This window comes from Bacillus sp. FDAARGOS_235 (assembly GCF_002073415.2).
GTDB classification, from domain to species: Bacteria; Bacillota; Bacilli; order Bacillales; family Bacillaceae_G; genus Bacillus_A; species Bacillus_A toyonensis.
The window spans coordinates 2,900,001-2,915,000 of sequence record NZ_CP020437.2; the positions used below are offsets into that span (position 1 = coordinate 2,900,001).

Genomic DNA, 15,000 nt, shown 5'->3' on the forward strand with positions numbered 1-15,000 from the left:
TGTGAATCATCACAAATATAACAAGGATCACGGTCAGTAATATGTCCGCATACAGAACAATACGCTAGATCTCGCTTCGCATTCACAAGTGCTTTCGCAAAACCTAACACATCGTCTTCTTTCATATCTAATACGAAAAATGCCAATCGAACCGCTGTTTTCGGTCCGATTCCTGGCAATTTCATAAAACTATCGATTAATTTTGATATTGGCTCTGGATAATGCATATATCAATATCCTCCTAGAACATTCCACCTGGTAAGTTTAAGCCTTTTGTAAATTTACCCATTGTAGAATTTGAAAGTTCATCAACCTTTTTAAGTGCATCGTTCGTTGCAGCTAGCACTAAATCTTGTAACATTTCGATATCTTCTGGATCTACAACTTCTTCTTTAATTTTCACTTCAAGAACTTGCTTATGGCCATTTGCAATTACAGAAACCATTCCACCGCCAGCTGTACCTTCAACCGTTTTTTCACCAAGCTCTTCCTGTGCTTTTGCCATGTCTTTTTGCATCTTTTGCATTTGTTTCATCATGTTATTCATATTTCCCATTCCGCCACGCATCATATTTAATTCCTCCTAATAATAGTTATTCTTTTATTTCAATAAGTTCTTGCCCTACTAATTTTACTGCTTCTTCTATGAGAGGATCTTCTTTTTGCTCTGGGCTTTCTTCAGAATCCCCGCCTTCGCGTTGTAAAAAGTCCTCACGAATTTTACCCCATTCACTTTTCGGGATAGCAATCATATTTAACTTTTTACTTAGCAATTCAAAAAGAATTTGTTCCAGCGTATCCATTGCTTCACGATTTTCACTCGCCATTTTACAATGAATCTCATATTGAAATGCTAACACATAAGTATCATCTGAAGCCGCTACTGGCTCACTATTTTCTAATAAAACAGCAAATGCCACTTTGTTATACGATTTGAGTCTTCCTAACAACTCACCCCATACGGCTTTCAATTGTTCTAATTCTTGACGCTTCGCCTGCTTCAACACTTCATTTACACGTCCAACAGGAATTTTCATACTTCCCGTTCGCATTGGTTTTGGTGTTGCACGCGTCTCTCTTACTTCAGGTTGCACGCCAGCTGGTACACCATTCTTTTTAACTTGTTCTAATTCTTTCTCCAGTTGCTGCATTCTGTTCATAACCGCTTGTAAACGATCTGCACCGTTTGCTTGCATCATAAACTGCTGACACAGTTGTACCATCACAACTTCTAAGAAAATTCGTGGATGGTTTGTCCACTTCATCTCTTGTTGCCCTTTACTAAGACTATGAATAATCTCATAGATTACTTCCGGCTGCATTTCTTCACTTAACATGCGGAATTGATCATCTACAATTACTCGTTCCAACATATGTTCTAGTTGTGGTGAAGTTTGATATAAAAGCATATCACGATAATAGTAAATGAAATCTTCCATAAATCGAACTGGATCCTTCCCTTTACTCATCATCTCATCTATGATACGTAATGCTCTTGATACATCATTTTCACGTATACATTCTACTAGGTTACCTAAATATTGCTGAGAAACAGAGCCTGTTACAGCTAAAACATCTTCTGTCGTAACTGCATCATCACTATAAGATATAGCCTGATCAATAAGGCTAAGTGCATCACGCATACCACCCTCGGCAGCACGAGCAACAATTTGTAGTGCTTCCTCTTCTACTTGCGTACCCTCATTTGTCACAACCGTCGATAATCTCTCAACAATATCATTTACTGATATTTTTCGGAATTCAAATCGCTGACATCTCGAAATAATCGTAGGTGGAATCTTATGTGGTTCTGTTGTCGCTAAAATAAAGATAACATGTCCTGGTGGCTCTTCTAAAGTTTTTAGAAGAGCATTAAAGGCACCCATCGAAAGCATGTGAACCTCATCGATAATGTATACTTTATATTCTACAGCACTTGGAGCATATTTTACTTTATCTCTTATATCTCGAATTTCATCTACACCGTTATTTGAAGCCGCATCAATTTCTAATACATCTGAAATAGATCCTTGTGTAATTCCTAAACAAGAAGGACATTCATTACAAGGTTCAGCTACCGGAGCATGTTCACAGTTAATTGCTTTTGCAAATACTTTTGCAATCGTCGTTTTTCCTGTTCCCCTCGGACCAGAAAATAAATAAGCATGTGAAACTTTCTCTTGAAGAAGGGCATTTTGCAACGTTTTTGTTACGTGCTTTTGACCGACTACATCTTCGAACTTTTGCGGTCTCCATGTTCGGTATAACGCTTGGTATGACACGAAAATACGGCCTCCCTCAAAGGTTATTATCTTATATATTATAACCCATTCTGTTTATAGATTCCAAAAGTTATTTTCCATACAAAAAACCCACCTTGTATCAAGGTGAGTTTTGTATACATATATAACTGCCGTGCACCTTCTGTCGATTACGTACCATAAGCGTTACTCAAGCAGTTAGCTCGGTTCAGGCACTCCTGCGGCACACGAGAAAACCCGCTTATTGCTGCTTCCTTCCGGACCTGACAAGGTTCACGGGGTCCCGTTGCGCAGGACCCAAACGTCAACACCACTTACTTAAGGCAGACCTTACAGCAACATAACCTCGAGAAGGGATTCGGCCTCGCTAGAGCGGATTGCGAGTATAGGGCACCGCTACCTCCCCGCTTAGCACGGCAAAGTTAAAACCAATATTCGGTTGCCTTCATTAAAGGCATTATCAGTATAACTTGTTTTTTTATAAAATGCAAATGCGTTAATTTTCGTTACTTTTCTCTAATTTTTTTATCGCTTTTCTTTTTTTACGAAGCTCTCTAAAAAAGTTTGTTAGCAACGTACCGCACTCTTCTTCTAATACACCAGTGACTACTTCACATTGATGATTAAAACGTTCATCTGTTAAAAGATTCATTAATGTTCCTGCACATCCGCCCTTCGGATCACTTGCACCATATACAACTCGCTTCACTCGTGATAAAACAATTCCACCCGCACACATTGGACAGGGCTCTAAGGTTACATATAACGTTGCATCTTCTAAACGCCATGTCCCTAGCTTTTTGCAAGCTTCATCAATCGCTAACAACTCGGCATGAGCGATTGATCGTTGCTCAGTTTCCCTTAAATTATGAGCGACACTAATTACCTCACCATCTAACACTATGACTGCACCAATTGGTACTTCTTGTATTTCCTCTGCCTTTTTAGCCTCTTCTATCGCTAGTTGCATAAAATAAATATCTTGATCTTGTTCCATAACCTAGTCCTTTCATCACAAATAAAATAAACCTTTTTCCATTTACTACACGTGGGATAACTTTTATAAATTCAATCCACCCTAAAAGAAAAAGAGAGGGGATTACATATGAAAAACACTGCTTTGCTCATTATTGATATGATTAATGACTTTCAATTTTCCCACGGGCCCATCCTGGCAAAAAAATGCGAAACTATAACAAATCCTATTTTACAATTAAAGAAAACAATGAAAGCCTTCGGCTATCCCATAATTTATGTTAATGACCATTATCAACTTTGGAGATCTGATATTGACCAACTGATTACTCATTGTACAAATGAGTATAGTGAAAATATAATTCATAAGATTGCTCCACATTCTGATGATTACATTTTTATTAAACCACATTACTCTGCTTTTTATGAAACGCCTTTGAATTCTTTATTGGGCTATTTAAAAATAGAAAATCTGATATTAACAGGAGTTGCCGGAAATATATGTATCCTATTTACTGCTAACGATGCTCATATGAGAAATTATACACTGTATGTACCACAGGATTGCATTGCCTCTAACAATGATCAGGACAATCTGCATGCTTTAAAAATAATGGAAGCTACATTGAAAGCAAATATAATACCGTCATCTCAAATAAAAATTAATTAATACATATATCTATTTTCTAACTTTTTATATCAAATTAACCCGCTCGCTTCCCTCTTGTGCTACAATAATTCTGTTTTGTGTTTTTAGTAGTCACGGCAAATCACTGATTGAAAGGAGGAAACAGCGTGACCGGAGTACCATTTATCACGGTTGAAGGACCAATTGGTGTTGGAAAAACTTCACTTGCGAAGGAAATTTCAACTCACATGCAACTCCACTTACTAAAAGAGATTGTTGATGAAAACCCTTTTTTAGGAAAGTTCTATGAAGACATCGACGAATGGAGTTTTCAAACAGAGATGTTCTTTCTTTGTAATAGATACAAACAACTAGAAGACATTAACATAAAGTATTTGAATCAAAGGAAGCCAGTAGTAGCAGATTATCATATATTTAAAAATTTAATTTTCGCATCCCGTACATTAAAAGATTCTCAATATGACAAATACATGCAAATCTATCGTATCCTTACACAAGATATGCCTGTACCAAATGTCATCGTTTATTTAACAGCTAGCCTGGAAACATTACAAAAACGAATCGCAATGCGCGGAAGAGAATTCGAAAAAAATATGGATCCAAATTACTTACTACAGCTCACAAAAGATTACGAAACAGCAATGGATACTTTTAAAAAGGACCATCCAGATATCCCAGTGTTGAAATTTAACGGAGATGATATGGATTTTGTACAAAATCCCGATGATTTAAACGTCATCCTATCCGCCCTTCAAAATACTCTCTTAAAGGAGTCGAAATAATAATGAATTTAAGGCAAAAATATGATATACCGAATGATGCAGTAATTACTATCGCTGGAACAGTAGGTGTCGGAAAATCAACTATGACAACTGCACTAGCTAACGCTTTAGGTTATCGCACATCATTTGAAAAAGTAGATTCTAATCCATATTTGGACAAGTTCTATGCCGATTTCACACGCTGGAGCTTCCACTTGCAAGTATACTTCTTAGCAGAACGATTTAAAGAACAAAAGAGAATTTTTGAATACGGTGGTGGTTTTGTTCAAGACCGTTCTATCTATGAAGACACTGGAATTTTCGCAAAGATGCATCATGAAAAAGGTACAATGACGGAAACTGATTATGAAACATACAAAGGTTTATTTGATGCTATGGTCATGACTCCTTACTTCCCTCATCCAGACTTATTAATTTACTTAGAAGGTTCTTTCGATGATATTGTAGACCGTATTCAAGAACGCGGACGCCCGATGGAGCAGCAAACACCAATTGAGTATTGGAAAGAGATGCACGGACGTTACGAAAACTGGATTAACAACTTCAATTCATGCCCTGTTTTACGATTAAACATTAATGAATACGATATTTTAAAAGATGGCGATTCAATCGAACCAATCATTAAAAAAATTGGCCATTTCTTAAAACAAACACGTAAACTTGTAAAATAAAAAACCCGTGCATATGCACGGGTTTTCCTATTAAATTACTTCTTCTTTGTTGGAGCAATAATTTCACTCTCAGGTTTTCCAGCGTTAATACGCTGACGAACAGTACTTGTACTAATGTCATATGTTTCAGCAATCTCTTTAACAGTCATTTCTTTCCCGTTAATCACTGCCGTTAATACTTTACCTGTACGTTTTGGAGCTGCTTCTTTCTTTACAGCTGGTTTTTCAACCTTTTTTGGCGCCTCTACTTTTGTCGTAGCTTGCTTTACATCACAAGTACAACCACAAAGTTTACGGAATGTATCATCGCTTATAATGCGCGATACATTTGCACCACTGTTTAAAATTCTATTGTTCTTACAGACAGGACATTGTACATAATATAAAGTTTTTCCATCTAAAGGAAACGTTTGTATAATAAGATCCATGTTGACTCCTTTCATATCTATGAAGATAATCATCGGAATATGAGTGTGTAATAAGGACAAAATCGCCTTACACCATACTTTATGATTGGTTTTAAAATAAAAACTCGTTACGTGTTGGTAACGAGTTCTCCAATCTCCACTTATATGCGCTGTTGTCAATTATATCTGGAGGAGGTAGAGGGATTCGAACCCCCGCGCGACTCTCGCCGCCTGTCGGTTTTCAAGACCGATCCCTTCAGCCAGACTTGGGTATACCTCCATATTGACATCAAATATAATATCAAAAGAAAAACAGTTAGTCAACCCTACTAAAATAAATTATGAGGAAAGGAAAATTTTACTTTCCCCCTCCTACATTACAGTACTGACAACGCTCATAATTACCAATCACTCATACCGATGAATGTTTAAATTTACTTAATAACTGTTTTTCCTCCCATATAAGGGCGAAGAACTTCTGGAATTATAATTGTACCATCTTCTTGTTGGTAGTTCTCTAAAATAGCTGCAACCGTACGTCCAATTGCAAGACCAGATCCATTTAATGTATGAACATGTTCTGGTTTTCCGTTTGGCTCACGGCGGAAACGGATATTTGCACGTCTCGCTTGGAAAGCTTCAAAATTACTACAAGAAGAAATTTCACGATATGTGCCATAGCTTGGAATCCATACTTCAATATCGTATTTCTTCGCTGCTGTAAATCCTAAATCGCCTGTGCACATGCTCATAACGCGATATGGCAACTCTAATAATTGTAACACGCGTTCTGCATCATTTGTTAATTTTTCTAACTCTTCATAAGAATCTTCTGGTTTTACGAACTTCACAAGCTCTACTTTATTGAACTGATGTTGGCGAATTAAACCACGTGTATCGCGACCAGCTGAACCTGCTTCAGAACGGAAGCAAGAGCTAAATGCAGCATATCTTATAGGCAATTGCTCTTTATTTAAAATCTCATCACGATGCATATTCGTTACAGGTACTTCTGCTGTTGGAATTAAGAAGTAATCTTCACTTTCAATACGGAATGCATCTTCTTCAAACTTCGGAAGTTGTCCTGTTCCTGTCATACTTGCACGGTTTACCATATACGGAGGTAACACTTCTTCATATCCATGCTCGTCAGTATGAAGATCAAGCATAAAACTAATTAAAGCACGCTCTAATCTTGCGCCTGCACCTTTGTAAAATACGAAGCGGCTTCCTGTTACTTTCCCAGCACGCTCAAAATCTAAAACTCCTAAATCTGTAGCAAGATCCCAATGTGGTTTTGGTTCAAAAGCAAATTCCTTCACTTCTCCCCAAGTACGCGCTACTACATTATCATCCTCTGTTTCACCAACTGGAGCAGATTCATGAGGAATATTTGGAATAGATAACATTAATCTTTCTAAGTCTTCTTCAACTGTACGAAGTTCATTATCAAGATCTTTTACTTTTTCTCCAACTTCACGCATTTCTAAAATTAAAGCTTCTGCATCTTTCTTTTCACGCTTTAATACTGAAATTTGTTGAGACACTTCGTTACGTTTACTTTTTAGTTCTTCTGTTTGAACAAGTAATTCTCTTCTTCTCGTATCAAGCTCTTCAAAACGACCAAACTCCGTTAAATCTTCGCCTCTATGCTGCAATTTTGCTTTTACTTCTTCAAAGTTTGTACGTAATAATTTAATATCAAGCATTATATACTCCTCCTTTTATTTTATAAAATACAAAAAACTCCCGTCCCTATACAAAGGGACGGGAGTTAACCCGCGTTGCCACCCTAGTTGAAAGCATTTCTACTTTCCTCTCAAGTAGAAATAACGGCTCTTCACCGGGAATGTTTACTAATCATAAAGATATTCCACATTCCATTCCAGGATGGATTCACAAACTGTTTCTATCGATTTCCACCAACCATCGACTCTCTATAAGAAACGACATTTGTTACTACTTCCTATCAACACGCTTATTTTATAAAATTGTTACCATCAATTTACTATAATCTTATACAAGTTGCAAGTTACTTACACAACTTTTTTCATTTTAGCTTCTTTTACCATTTCGACAAAGTATGCTGTCACACGATGATCATCCGTTAATTCCGGATGGAATGAAGCAGCTAAAAACTGATCTTGTCTTACCGCTACCATTCGATCGCCGTGCTTAGAAAGTACTTCAACGTTATCAGCAACATCTACAACATACGGAGCACGGATAAATACACCAATAAAGTCTTCCCCCACACCTTTCATTGAAAGTGCGGCTTCAAAACTATCTTTTTGGCGTCCAAACGCATTGCGTTCAACTGTAATATCCATAGCACCAATATGTGCTTCTTCATAGCCAATAAGTGTTTTCGCAAGAAGAATCATACCTGCACATGTACCAAACATTGGTTTACCAGACTTCGCAAATGTACGAAGTGGTTCCATGAAAGCATACTTATCAATAAGACGACGCATTGTTGTACTTTCACCGCCTGGTAAAATAAAACCATCAATCTCTTCAAGTTGCTCTATACGCTTTACAACAACAGCTTCTGCACCACTTGCTTCAACTGATTTTACATGCTCACGAACTGCACCTTGAAGACCTAGTACACCGATTTTCACCATTTTAAAGTTCTCCTTCAATTACCATCCACGCTCTTGCATGCGTTGTTCTGGTAATAACGTTGAAATTTCGACACCTTTCATTGCATTACCCAATCCTTTAGAAAGGCTTGCAATTAGTTCGTAATCTTCATAATGAGTCGTCGCTTCAACGATTGCACGTGCAAATTTCTCTGGGTTCTCTGATTTGAAGATACCAGATCCAACAAATACACCATCAGCACCAAGTTGCATCATTAACGCTGCATCTGCTGGTGTTGCTACACCACCTGCTGCAAAGTTTACAACTGGCAAGCGACCAAGGCGTTTAATTTCAAGTAGTACTTCATAAGGAGCACCAGTATTTTTTGCATATGTCATTAACTCATCTTCACGTAGACTTGCAACTTGACGGATTTCTGCATTGACTTGGCGCATATGACGCACTGCCTCTACAATGTTTCCTGTTCCTGGCTCACCTTTTGTACGAAGCATAGATGCACCTTCTGCAATACGACGTGCAGCTTCTCCGATATCACGGCAACCACATACAAACGGAACTGTGTAATCACGTTTATTTAAATGGTATACTTCATCAGCAGGAGTTAATACTTCACTCTCATCGATATAGTCTACCCCTAATGATTCTAATACACGTGCTTCTACAAGATGACCGATACGGCATTTTGCCATAACCGGAATTGACACCGCACCCATAACTTCTTCAACAATCGTTGGGTCTGCCATACGAGAAACGCCACCTGCTGCACGAATATCTGCTGGTACACGCTCTAATGCCATAACGGCAACTGCGCCTGCTTCTTCTGCAATCCTTGCTTGTTCAGCGTTAACTACGTCCATAATAACGCCGCCTTTTTGCATTTCTGCCATTCCACGTTTTACACGTTCTGTCCCTGTTACATTTGTCATGTACAAAAACCCCCCTAGGTGAATTGCTTTCCCCCGTTAAAGGCGAAAATTAAGAATACTCTTACATTCTACCATTAACTATCAGATGCTTGTCTACTACTTTTTCATAAAGTAGGTATGAAAAATGGGAATAAGAAAAAGCTCCTACAATGAGGAGCTTTTAAAACCAACCTTTTACTGTATCAACAGCACTATTCCATATACCACTAAAGAAAGAGCCGATTCCGCGCATAGAACGAGTAAACCAGTTTGCTTCTTCCACTGCTGATGTTGTTACAAGATCTACTTGTAATGACTTACCAGATAAAAATCCAGGGTCATTCGTATCTTTTGGTGTAATTACCATCTGACCAAGTGCAACACCCTTTTTAATAGGTGCTTCTTGTCCCTTACTTGCTTCTTTAAATTCTGTTTTATAAACATCTTTACTTCCTTTTGGCACTGGAAGTGAAACAACTTGTTTTGTTTGAACCGCTACATCTTTATCTTTTGCATTTTCTACTCTTACTGTTTCTTGTCCTTTTACTGAAGAATCTTTTTTATACATTTGCTTCATTTCAAAGTTAGCAAATCCATAATCATATAACTTCTTCGTTTCATCAAAACGTGCTGTATGAGAACTTGTTTTAATAACTACAGAAATAAAACGCATACCGTTTCTTTCAACCGTACCAGTGAAGCAATCACCGGCTTCTGGAGTTGATCCTGTTTTCAGGCCGTCTACGCCATCGTATTGCTTAACTAAACCTTTTAACATCCAATTCCAGTTATCCATATTAATCGGGTATTTTCCGCCCTCTTGGAATACTTTTTTAGGGATTTTTGCTGTATCTAATGTTTTGGGATAATCCTTAATAAGATGTTGTGCTAAAATTGCGACGTCCCTTGCAGACATTTTATTTTCTTCATCCGGTGTTGTTCCTTCGGGATGCTGTCCTTTTAAATCTTTGTTCGTTAGGCCTGTAGAATTTACAAATTTATAATTTTTCAATCCCAACTCTTTTGCCTTATCATTCATCATTTTTACAAAATTAACTTCTTTTCCTGCCACTGCTTCACCTAGAGCAATTGTTGCTCCATTAGCGGAATAAATCGCCATCGCTTCGTATAACTCTTTTACCGTATAAGAACCACCATTTTCTAGTGGAACATTTGATAATGAACGATCCTGTGAAATCTTATGCGCATATTCAGAAACCTTAATCTTTTGATCCCACTTAAGTTTTCCTTTATCCACTGCTTCATGAACTAAATATTCACTCATCATTTTTGTCATACTAGCAATTGATAATAACTCATCTGCATTCTTTTGATATAAAATTTTCCCAGAATTCGCTTCTACTAAAATTGCCGCACCTGCTTCAATGTTTAGAGCGGCTCCTGTTTCAGCCGATGCATTGCTATATGGTAACAGCATGCTACAAGCTAGTGTAAGCACCGTTACCAAAGCCATGAATCTTTTGCAAAACATACCTTTCACTTTTGCTACCCCCAATATCTATGTACTCACATAACCGTTATTCTAACATAATCAAAAAAAAATAGACAGAGATATCAAATCTCTATCTATTTACATATAAGACATTATAATGAGTAGTTTGGAGCCTCTTTTGTAATTTGTACATGATGAGGGTGGCTTTCACGTAAACCAGCACCTGACATGCGAATGAACTGTGCATTCTCACGTAAGAATTCTAAATCCTGCGCTCCACAATATCCCATACCTGCACGTAATCCACCAACTAATTGATGAACTGTATCTGCTAAAGGTCCTTTATATGGTACGCGTCCTTCAATACCTTCTGGAACAAGTTTTTTGTTTCCTTCTTGGAAGTAACGATCTTTACTTCCTTTTTCCATCGCTCCAACAGAACCCATACCACGATATACTTTAAATTGGCGACCTTGGTAAATCTCAGTTTCTCCAGGGCTTTCAGCAACACCAGCAAACATACTACCTAGCATAACAACGTGTGCTCCTGCTGCTAAAGCTTTAACCATATCACCAGAGTACTTAACACCGCCATCAGCAATAACTGGAATACCGTGTTTACGAGCTTCTGTTGCACAATCATAAACTGCTGTTAATTGTGGTACACCAACACCAGCTACAACGCGTGTCGTACAAATAGAACCTGGTCCAATACCAACTTTAACTACGTTTGCACCAGCCTCGATTAATGCTTTCGTTGCTTCAGCTGTAGCAACATTTCCAGCGATAATATTTAGTGCTGGATATTTCGCACGAACTTCTTTTACCTTTTCAATAACACCTTTAGAATGCCCATGAGCTGTATCAAGTACAATTGCATCTACGCTAGCTTTTACTAATGCATCGATACGAAGCATAGCATCAGCCGTTACACCAACAGCCGCTCCAACTAATAAGCGTCCTTGCTTATCTTTAGCAGAGTTTGGGAATTCAATTACTTTTTCAATATCTTTTATTGTAATAAGCCCTTGTAATACACCGTTATTATCAACAAGAGGGAGCTTTTCAATTTTATACTTTTGTAGGATCTTTTCAGCTTCTTCCAGTGTAGTACCAACTGGAGCTGTAATTAACTGTTCTTTTGTCATTACGTCAGAAATTTTGATTGAGTAATCTTGGATGAAACGCATATCACGGTTGGTAATAATACCAACTAATTTTCGCTCATCTAAATTATTTACAACTGGTACACCTGAGATACGATATTTTCCCATAAGATGTTCTGCATCATATACTTGATGTTCTGGAGTTAAGAAGAAAGGATCTGAAATAACGCCGCTTTCAGAGCGCTTTACTTTATCAACTTGCTCTGCCTGTTGCTCAATAGACATATTCTTATGAATAATTCCTAAACCGCCTTGGCGAGCCATTGCAATAGCCATGTCAGCTTCTGTTACTGTATCCATTCCTGCACTAATTAACGGGATGTTTAGCTGTAAGCTTTCAGATAAAACTGTTTTAACACTTACTTCTCTTGGTAATATATCTGACCTCGCTGGTACAAGTAATACATCATCAAAAGTCAAACCTTCTTTAACAAATTTAGATTCCCACATAATTGTTCCCCCCATGATACCAGAAATTATTATTAGTAGCTTATCAATTGGTTAAAATACTGTCAAGGACGTATATATATGTTAGAATTTTTAGACAATAAAAGGAGCGTAATATATGCATCAAACACATTGTACTTGGCAGCAATTAAGTTTCTTTTTTTCATCTCAAAATGTACAACGTTATCTTGCCCGTTGTTATGAAAAATCCTCCATACAAGATGCTGAAAAAAAAAGTTTTGAAAACTGTTATCCCTTTATTTACTACTTAGAACACGGGAAAAATTATTACGAATTATATAAGGCGGCCCCTTTTTCGATTCAACCAATGTTGTTATTTTATGGAATTAGCCAACTATTTAAAGCTTGCTTGTTAACTATTGATCCTAACTACCCAGAATCAACTACTGTTTTAGCTCATGGCGTTACAACTCGTAAACGAAAAAAACAGGGGTATCAATTTTTAGAAGATGAGGTGAAAATACAGAAAAACGGATTATTTACTCACGTTGCAGAACAACTGTTTCACATGAAACACTTAGAAGCGGAGAAGTTTAATATGTTAGAGCTGATGGGGAATATTCCTGAATTACAAAATTTGTTTCGTTATAGTCAAAAAGTATCGACTTTATATAAGATCGATTCAACAAATAAAAATGAGCTCTCCTTTTCAGTCAATATATTAGATCGATTACATATGACTAAAGAGCGATTTTCTCGTTACATCGAAACAACTTGTAAACATTTATCGATACAACACGTAGCTGAGAAAAATAGTGAATCGAATGTGTTTTTTTCGGCGCCTATTCAATCGTGGAATCCTATGTATAGTACTCCTTTATACTATGAGTACCTTACTAATACTTATTACTTACCACTTACGACTAATCCTAGAAATTCTAAACCCATTTTACCTGAGCTCCTCGTTCATTACTTATTGCTCTATAATTTAAGCATGATCTCTAGGTATGAAACTGATTGGTGGTATGACTTACTTGGTAGTTATGGATCTGAAGATTATCCATTTATTTATCAATTCCTTAATATTTCTGCCCAAAAAATACCTTACTATATTTCAGTATTTTTACTATCAGAATCTAATCTATTTCATGGGAAATAAAAAAACACGAGTCAAAGACTCGTGTTTTTTAGTTGCTTGGCGACGTCCTACTCTCACAGGGACAAGGTCCCAACTACCATCGGCGCTAGAGAGCTTAACTTCCGTGTTCGGTATGGGAACGGGTGTGACCTCTCTGCCATCATCACCAAACTATGAAGGCATATTCCTTCAAAACTAGATAACATTTGCTACATATTATATGGTTAAGTCCTCGATCTATTAGTATTCGTCAGCTCCACATGTCACCATGCTTCCACCTCGAACCTATCAACCTGATCATCTTTCAGGGATCTTACTAGCTTACGCTATGGGAAATCTCATCTTGAGGGGGGCTTCATGCTTAGATGCTTTCAGCACTTATCCCTTCCGCACATAGCTACCCAGCTATGCCCTTGGCAGAACAACTGGTACACCAGCGGTGCGTCCATCCCGGTCCTCTCGTACTAAGGACAGCTCCTCTCAAATTTCCTACGCCCACGACGGATAGGGACCGAACTGTCTCACGACGTTCTGAACCCAGCTCGCGTACCGCTTTAATGGGCGAACAGCCCAACCCTTGGGACCGACTACAGCCCCAGGATGCGATGAGCCGACATCGAGGTGCCAAACCTCCCCGTCGATGTGGACTCTTGGGGGAGATAAGCCTGTTATCCCCGGGGTAGCTTTTATCCGTTGAGCGATGGCCCTTCCATGCGGAACCACCGGATCACTAAGCCCGACTTTCGTCCCTGCTCGACTTGTAGGTCTCGCAGTCAAGCTCCCTTATGCCTTTGCACTCTACGAATGATTTCCAACCATTCTGAGGGAACCTTTGGGCGCCTCCGTTACACTTTAGGAGGCGACCGCCCCAGTCAAACTGCCCACCTGACACTGTCTCCCGGGTCGATAAGACCCGTAGGTTAGAATTTCAATACAGTCAGGGCGGTATCCCACCAGCGCCTCCACCGAAGCTAGCGCTCCGGTTTCAATGGCTCCCGCCTATCCTGTACAAACTGTACCAAAATTCAATATCAGGCTACAGTAAAGCTCCACGGGGTCTTTCCGTCCTGTCGCGGGTAACCTGCATCTTCACAGGTACTATAATTTCACCGAGTCTCTGGTTGAGACAGTGCCCAAATCGTTACACCTTTCGTGCGGGTCGGAACTTACCCGACAAGGAATTTCGCTACCTTAGGACCGTTATAGTTACGGCCGCCGTTTACTGGGGCTTCAGTTCAGAGCTTCGCTTACGCTAACCCCTCTCCTTAACCTTCCAGCACCGGGCAGGTGTCAGCCCCTATACTTCGCCTTACGGCTTCGCAGAGACCTGTGTTTTTGCTAAACAGTCGCTTGGGCCTATTCACTGCGGCTTTCCGTTAAGAAAGCACCCCTTCTCCCGAAGTTACGGGGTCATTTTGCCGAGTTCCTTAACCAGAGTTCTCTCGCACACCTTAGGATTCTCTCCTCGCCTACCTGTGTCGGTTTGCGGTACAGGCACCTTTTATCTCGCTAGAAGCTTTTCTTGGCAGCGGGGAATCAAAGACTTCGCTCCATAAGGAGCTTCCCCATCACAGCTCA

General features: G+C 38.8%; 14 protein-coding genes, 1 tRNA gene, 2 rRNA genes, 1 other RNA gene and 1 other annotated feature (2 of these 19 running past the window's edge). Of the genes, 4 read left to right on the forward strand and 14 right to left on the reverse strand.

What is annotated here, in order from left to right; all coding sequences use genetic code 11:
- The 5 genes from recR to tadA form a co-directional block, all read right to left on the reverse strand.
- Positions 1-227, reverse strand: the beginning of a protein-coding gene (recR, locus tag A6J74_RS16880) for a recombination protein RecR (protein WP_000559167.1). The gene continues 370 nt to the left of window position 1, outside the view; the window shows 227 of its 597 coding nt (coding positions 1-227); it begins with the start codon at positions 225-227; its stop codon lies off the left edge, out of view.
- Between the two features lie 14 nt (positions 228-241).
- Positions 242-568 (reverse strand): YbaB/EbfC family nucleoid-associated protein, encoded by a 327-nt coding sequence (locus A6J74_RS16885; RefSeq protein WP_170957726.1) that lies wholly within the window; start codon positions 566-568, stop codon positions 242-244.
- 25 nt (positions 569-593) lie between these two features.
- Positions 594-2,282: a DNA polymerase III subunit gamma/tau gene (dnaX, locus tag A6J74_RS16890; protein ID WP_000121584.1), complete on the reverse strand. Its 1,689-nt coding sequence runs from the start codon at positions 2,280-2,282 to the stop codon at positions 594-596.
- A gap of 131 nt (positions 2,283-2,413) precedes the next feature.
- Positions 2,414-2,678: signal recognition particle sRNA large type (gene ffs, locus A6J74_RS16895), an RNA gene on the reverse strand.
- Between the two features lie 79 nt (positions 2,679-2,757).
- Positions 2,758-3,258: a tRNA adenosine(34) deaminase TadA gene (gene tadA, locus A6J74_RS16900; protein WP_000434333.1), complete on the reverse strand. Its 501-nt coding sequence runs from the start codon at positions 3,256-3,258 to the stop codon at positions 2,758-2,760.
- 108 nt (positions 3,259-3,366) lie between these two features.
- Between tadA and A6J74_RS16910 the strand changes: the two genes are divergently transcribed.
- The 3 genes from A6J74_RS16910 to A6J74_RS16920 all read left to right on the forward strand — a co-directional run bounded on the left by A6J74_RS16910 (position 3,367) and on the right by A6J74_RS16920 (position 5,338).
- A complete protein-coding gene (locus A6J74_RS16910) occupies positions 3,367-3,906 on the forward strand; it encodes a cysteine hydrolase family protein (protein ID WP_000798728.1) in 540 nt (179 codons plus the stop codon).
- Positions 3,907-4,031: 125 nt separating this feature from the next.
- Complete coding sequence (locus A6J74_RS16915) at positions 4,032-4,667, forward strand: deoxynucleoside kinase (protein ID WP_000148219.1); 636 nt, start codon at positions 4,032-4,034, stop codon at positions 4,665-4,667.
- Positions 4,668-4,669: 2 nt separating this feature from the next.
- Entirely contained in the window at positions 4,670-5,338 is a 669-nt protein-coding gene (locus A6J74_RS16920) for a deoxynucleoside kinase (protein WP_001053585.1), read from the forward strand.
- 35 nt (positions 5,339-5,373) lie between these two features.
- Here the strand turns inward: A6J74_RS16920 and A6J74_RS16925 are convergent, their stop codons facing one another.
- The 7 genes from A6J74_RS16925 to guaB form a co-directional block, all read right to left on the reverse strand.
- Positions 5,374-5,766, reverse strand: a complete 393-nt coding sequence (locus A6J74_RS16925; RefSeq protein ID WP_000364197.1) for a sigma factor-like helix-turn-helix DNA-binding protein — start codon at positions 5,764-5,766, stop codon at positions 5,374-5,376.
- A 166-nt stretch (positions 5,767-5,932) separates the two neighbouring features.
- A tRNA-Ser gene (locus tag A6J74_RS16930) sits at positions 5,933-6,025 on the reverse strand.
- A 154-nt stretch (positions 6,026-6,179) separates the two neighbouring features.
- Positions 6,180-7,454 carry a serine--tRNA ligase gene (gene serS / locus A6J74_RS16935; RefSeq protein WP_000884202.1) on the reverse strand — a complete coding sequence of 425 codons (1,275 nt, stop codon included), beginning with the start codon at positions 7,452-7,454 and terminating at the stop codon, positions 6,180-6,182.
- Positions 7,455-7,505: 51 nt separating this feature from the next.
- Positions 7,506-7,727, reverse strand: a binding site (T-box leader).
- A gap of 54 nt (positions 7,728-7,781) precedes the next feature.
- Positions 7,782-8,372, reverse strand: coding sequence for a pyridoxal 5'-phosphate synthase glutaminase subunit PdxT (gene pdxT / locus A6J74_RS16940; RefSeq protein WP_000238778.1), 591 nt, complete (start codon positions 8,370-8,372; stop codon positions 7,782-7,784).
- Between the two features lie 18 nt (positions 8,373-8,390).
- Complete coding sequence (gene pdxS, locus A6J74_RS16945; RefSeq protein ID WP_000186168.1) at positions 8,391-9,278, reverse strand: pyridoxal 5'-phosphate synthase lyase subunit PdxS; 888 nt, start codon at positions 9,276-9,278, stop codon at positions 8,391-8,393.
- Between the two features lie 160 nt (positions 9,279-9,438).
- The gene (locus A6J74_RS16950) at positions 9,439-10,749 is read right to left on the reverse strand and encodes a serine hydrolase (RefSeq protein ID WP_131202456.1); all 1,311 of its coding nucleotides are present in this window, start codon (positions 10,747-10,749) and stop codon (positions 9,439-9,441) included.
- Between the two features lie 113 nt (positions 10,750-10,862).
- A complete protein-coding gene (gene guaB / locus A6J74_RS16955) occupies positions 10,863-12,326 on the reverse strand; it encodes an IMP dehydrogenase (RefSeq protein WP_000264091.1) in 1,464 nt (487 codons plus the stop codon).
- 115 nt (positions 12,327-12,441) lie between these two features.
- On the opposite strand from guaB, the gene A6J74_RS16960 reads away from it, so the two are divergent.
- A complete protein-coding gene (locus A6J74_RS16960; RefSeq protein WP_000554256.1) occupies positions 12,442-13,443 on the forward strand; it encodes a YaaC family protein in 1,002 nt (333 codons plus the stop codon).
- A 34-nt stretch (positions 13,444-13,477) separates the two neighbouring features.
- Here the strand turns inward: A6J74_RS16960 and rrf are convergent.
- Together rrf and A6J74_RS16970 are read right to left on the reverse strand one after the other, a co-directional pair.
- Positions 13,478-13,593, reverse strand: a 5S ribosomal RNA gene (gene rrf, locus A6J74_RS16965).
- A 49-nt stretch (positions 13,594-13,642) separates the two neighbouring features.
- A 23S ribosomal RNA gene (locus tag A6J74_RS16970) occupies positions 13,643-15,000 on the reverse strand; it runs 1,564 nt beyond the window's last position.

Coding starts and splice junctions, on each gene's coding strand:
- A6J74_RS16885 (WP_170957726.1), bottom strand. CDS start 568: ATGCGTGGCGGAATGGGAAATATGAATAACATGATGAAACAAATGCAA.
- tadA (WP_000434333.1), bottom strand. CDS start 3,258: ATGGAACAAGATCAAGATATTTATTTTATGCAACTAGCGATAGAAGAG.
- A6J74_RS16910 (WP_000798728.1), top strand. CDS start 3,367: ATGAAAAACACTGCTTTGCTCATTATTGATATGATTAATGACTTTCAA.
- A6J74_RS16920 (WP_001053585.1), top strand. CDS start 4,670: ATGAATTTAAGGCAAAAATATGATATACCGAATGATGCAGTAATTACT.
- A6J74_RS16925 (WP_000364197.1), bottom strand. CDS start 5,766: ATGGATCTTATTATACAAACGTTTCCTTTAGATGGAAAAACTTTATAT.
- serS (WP_000884202.1), bottom strand. CDS start 7,454: ATGCTTGATATTAAATTATTACGTACAAACTTTGAAGAAGTAAAAGCA.
- pdxT (WP_000238778.1), bottom strand. CDS start 8,372: ATGGTGAAAATCGGTGTACTAGGTCTTCAAGGTGCAGTTCGTGAGCAT.
- pdxS (WP_000186168.1), bottom strand. CDS start 9,278: ATGACAAATGTAACAGGGACAGAACGTGTAAAACGTGGAATGGCAGAA.
- A6J74_RS16950 (WP_131202456.1), bottom strand. CDS start 10,749: ATGTTTTGCAAAAGATTCATGGCTTTGGTAACGGTGCTTACACTAGCT.
- guaB (WP_000264091.1), bottom strand. CDS start 12,326: ATGTGGGAATCTAAATTTGTTAAAGAAGGTTTGACTTTTGATGATGTA.
- A6J74_RS16960 (WP_000554256.1), top strand. CDS start 12,442: ATGCATCAAACACATTGTACTTGGCAGCAATTAAGTTTCTTTTTTTCA.